This window comes from Candidatus Aegiribacteria sp., from assembly GCA_021108005.1.
Lineage (GTDB): Bacteria > Fermentibacterota > Fermentibacteria > Fermentibacterales > JCC-6 > Aegiribacteria.
Genome location: JAIORS010000119.1, coordinates 1 through 3902 on the forward strand (window position 1 = coordinate 1; position 3902 = coordinate 3902).

Below are 3902 nucleotides of genomic sequence, written 5' to 3' on the forward strand. Positions count from 1 at the left end.
GATTTTTCTCCATCTTTTGTCGATTTTCAATGAATAACCTTAAATTCTCCAGGTTTAAAGCTATTAGTCTCAATCTTTCAGTTTTTAATTCAAACATTACTAATTCCTCATTAAAATCTTTAACTTACTTGCAATAGATAACTTACTTATTTATGGAACAGTTTTTCATATAATGTTTTACAAACATCTGAAGTTGAGCAATCGGAATCTTGATTTCAAGCCGTTCCGGGAATTTTCTCGAAACAGCATGTCTGTCTCAATATCACCCGATTTCTCTGCTTGAAACTGACCATACTGCACGAAACAAGCCTGGTCAAACATGCTTTCCTGCAGATTTTCACTGGAAGCACATGTAATACTAATGACAATCTGGAACTCGGGAATCCTGCTGAACGCTTACTAAGTAGATAAGGGAGTCGTTATGAAAACGGTTGCTGCAATCTGCATGCTTGCACTGCTCTGCTCCTGCGGAAGCGATACGGGGGAATCGGAACCGGTCGAGGTAGCTTCGGCGGATACCCTTCATTACCTGGTGACTTACGATTCCATCGGGGTGGAAATGGGAGACTCCTGCTATGTGTTCGGTGACATCTGGGGCAGGTGCGTCTTCCCGGACGGCACAATCGGGGTGCTGGACCAATCTGTATCGACCGTGATGTTCTACAGCGCCGGGGGTGATTACCTGCGGGAGTTCTACTATTCAGCAGTATCCGACAGCTACTTCGGAATTTGACATTAGTCCACAGCTTCAATATCATGCAATTTGAATATTGAGAGTATTTAGTGGTGTTATACTTGAACTACCTCTATGGTAGATTGACTACGAATGCGTAGAAAAAGGTTCTCCAAAGGAGAATTCGAGGATTTGAAGCAAAGGAAATCACATTTTCTGTCTCTCATTAAGGTAAGAAGTAAACATGAAAAATCAATTCACGAGAATTGCTGAAGTCGTTACAACAGACGAAAAAGCAGCTGTTAGAGAACTATTTGAGGGTATTTACCAGGAAGAGATGGGAGGTGTAATCTTTTTCTGCTCAGCGGACTATGACCTGGACAAGTTGGCTTGCGAAATGAACGAGACATTTTCCTGCCCGGTTATTGGTTGTACGACTGCTGGTGAAATAGGCACCAGGTACATAAATGGCGGAATGGTCGCCGTAAGTTTGTCATCGAAGGTGTTTAGATTGCACCCGTATATGATTACTCCGCTCAAAGGATTTGATATCGCATCCGCTCAAGAAATAACAGACACTCTATCATCTGAGTTAACACTTTCAGCTACACTTGATCCCAATAAGATGTTTGGCTTATTATTAATTGATGGTCTGTCTGTTTTGGAGGAAATGATTACCGCCACCTTGCATAATGTTCTTAAAGGGGTATCCTTGATCGGCGCTTCAGCCGGAGATAGCCTGAATTTTACCGAAACAAGAGTATATTTCAAAGGAGAATTCATTTCAGATGCAGCAGTCTTTTCACTAATAGAAACTTCTCTGGATTTCGAAACATTTAAAATACAGCACTTCGTTCCATCGGAAAAGGACATGGTCATTACGGAGGCAGATCCATCACAAAGGATAGTCTATGAAATAGATGGAGGGCCTGCCGGGGAGGAATTTGCAAAAATCATCGGTCTGGATGTTAAAGAGTTAACTTCCCAGATATTCGCCATGTACCCGGTCATGCTGCAGATCGGAGAAGACTGGTATGTCCGCTCAATACAAAAAACAAATGACGATGGCAGCTTGACCTTCTTCTGCGCTATTGACGAAGGATTGCCCTTGATAGTGGCAAAGGGTGTTGGAATTGTTGATACTCTAAAGGAAAAGGTCAAGGAGTTGGAAACTGATTTCTCTGAAATCGAGTTGACTATAGGTTTCGATTGCATTCTGAGGCGTCTGGAAATTATGGAAAAGACGCTGAGTAAGAATGTTGAAGATGAACTCCGAAAGATCAAATTCATAGGATTCAGTACGTTTGGTGAGCAGTTCAACTCATTACATGTCAATCAAACACTAACAGGAGTAACTATAGGATATCATTCTTCAAAGGTTTGACTTATGAACGATATAGATGACCTGAAATCGCAAATAATAGACCTGGAAAAGAAACTTGAAAAACAGAAAAAAATAACAGCTGCACTAAAAAAGAGAGTTAGTAAAAGTATTCAGTCCACAGGGAGTTCATATTCTCTTTTTGAAAGAACTATCCTTCTACAGGAAAAAGTCAAATCCAGAACCCTGGACCTCCAGAAAGCAAAAGAACTCGCAGAGATCGCCAATCGTACTAAAAGCGCATTTCTTGCGAATATGAGTCACGAAATCAGGACACCGATGAACGGTGTTATAGGTATGATTGGTCTGCTATTAAGTACTGATCTTGATGATGAGCAGCGGAGTTTTGCCAAGACTGTTCGATCCAGCGGTGAGTCACTTTTGGAGATAATCAACCAGATTTTAGATTTTTCCAAGATCGAGGCGGGTATGCTGGAGATGGAGATCCTCGATTTCGACCTTCTCTTTCTATTAGAAGATTTCGCCGAGATGATGGCTCTAAAGGCGTTTGAAAAGGGATTGGAATTTATCTGTGCTTCATCGCCCGTTGTTCCATCTCATCTTCGAGGAGACCCCGGTCGTTTACGGCAGATTCTTACTAACCTGACAGGCAACGCCATAAAGTTCACGTCAGAGGGTGAAGTGGCTATTCGAACCAGTCTGGAATCGGAAACGGAGGATGAAGTTCTGATCCGAATTTCAGTGTGCGATACCGGATTGGGCATCCCGGAGAACAAGAAGAATATTCTTTTTGAACAGTTTACTCAGGTAGATACCTCTACAACTCGCAGATTCGGAGGCACAGGATTAGGCCTTGCCATTTCGAAGCAGCTTGTAGAGCTGATGGGCGGTAAGATCGGTGTAGAGAGCGAAGAGGGTAAAGGTTCGGAGTTCTGGTTCACGGCACGGTTTTCCAAGCAGCCGGTACAGGAGCTCAAGATACTTCCACCAGCTGATGTGCGCGGATCTCGCATTCTGATAGTGGATGATAACGCAACCAACCGGGAAATATTGCTGGCTCAGTTAGGTGCCTGGGATATCCGAACAGCGGATGCGGAGGGAGGCAAAACGGCTCTGCACCTTCTGCGTGAGGCTGTCGAAGAGGGGGATCCGTTTCAAGCTGCCATCATTGATATGCAGATGCCCGGCATGGATGGCGAAACCCTGGGTAAGCACATTCTGTCCGACCCTGCGCTGAAAAACACACGTCTTATGATGATGACCTCTTTAGGGATGCGTGGTGATGCCAAGCGTGCGGAAGACATAGGTTTTGCTGCTTACTTGACTAAGCCTTTGAAGCAGTTGGATCTATTCGACTGCATTTCGAAAGTACTGGCTCATGAAGTCATCAGGAAAGAGCATACCATAGTTACGCGGCATTCGATTCGTGAGATTCGTTCTTCGAGCGCACGTATACTTGTGGCGGAAGACAACATAGTCAATCAGAAGGTTGCTGTTGGTATATTGAAGAAGCTCGGTTTTGCTGCAGAGGTAGTTGCGAACGGTGTTGAGGTGCTTAGAGTTCTTGAGTCAATACCGTTCGATCTGGTGCTGATGGATGTTCAGATGCCCGAGATGGATGGGTTCGAAGCAACGCGTTGCATTCGCGATCCTAAGACTTCGGCGCTCAACGGGAAGATCCCTATCATAGCGATGACCGCCCATGCCATGCATGGCGATCGGGAGAAATGTCTGAAGGCAGGCATGGATGATTACGTTTCCAAGCCTGTGAGTATTCAGGCTCTTGCCGATGTATTGGATAAGTGGCTTCCAAAAAAGAGGAGTCATTACCGTCAAGAGTAAGTTCCGAAGTGAACTCTTCGGGAGAACGAGATTCCTGCATCAAGG

3 protein-coding genes are annotated in these 3902 nt (G+C 44.4%); all 3 read left to right on the top strand.

Going from position 1 to position 3902, the window contains the following annotated elements; translation table 11 throughout:
* The first annotated feature begins 421 nt into the window (after positions 1 to 421).
* The gene (locus K8S15_07420) at positions 422 to 733 is read left to right on the top strand and encodes a hypothetical protein (GenBank protein MCD4775865.1); all 312 of its coding nucleotides are present in this window, start codon (positions 422 to 424) and stop codon (positions 731 to 733) included.
* A 184-nt stretch (positions 734 to 917) separates the two neighbouring features.
* Complete coding sequence (locus K8S15_07425; GenBank protein ID MCD4775866.1) at positions 918 to 2057, top strand: FIST C-terminal domain-containing protein; 1140 nt, start codon at positions 918 to 920, stop codon at positions 2055 to 2057.
* 3 nt (positions 2058 to 2060) lie between these two features.
* On the top strand, positions 2061 to 3857 hold the full coding sequence (locus tag K8S15_07430; protein MCD4775867.1) for a response regulator: 1797 nt from the start codon (positions 2061 to 2063) through the stop codon (positions 3855 to 3857).
* The last annotated feature ends 45 nt before the right edge of the window (positions 3858 to 3902 follow it).

Excerpts from the sequence above, each read along its gene's own strand:
- K8S15_07420 (MCD4775865.1), top strand. The coding sequence starts at position 422 with ATGAAAACGGTTGCTGCAATCTGCATGCTTGCACTGCTCTGCTCCTGC.
- K8S15_07425 (MCD4775866.1), top strand. The coding sequence starts at position 918 with ATGAAAAATCAATTCACGAGAATTGCTGAAGTCGTTACAACAGACGAA.
- K8S15_07430 (MCD4775867.1), top strand. The coding sequence starts at position 2,061 with ATGAACGATATAGATGACCTGAAATCGCAAATAATAGACCTGGAAAAG.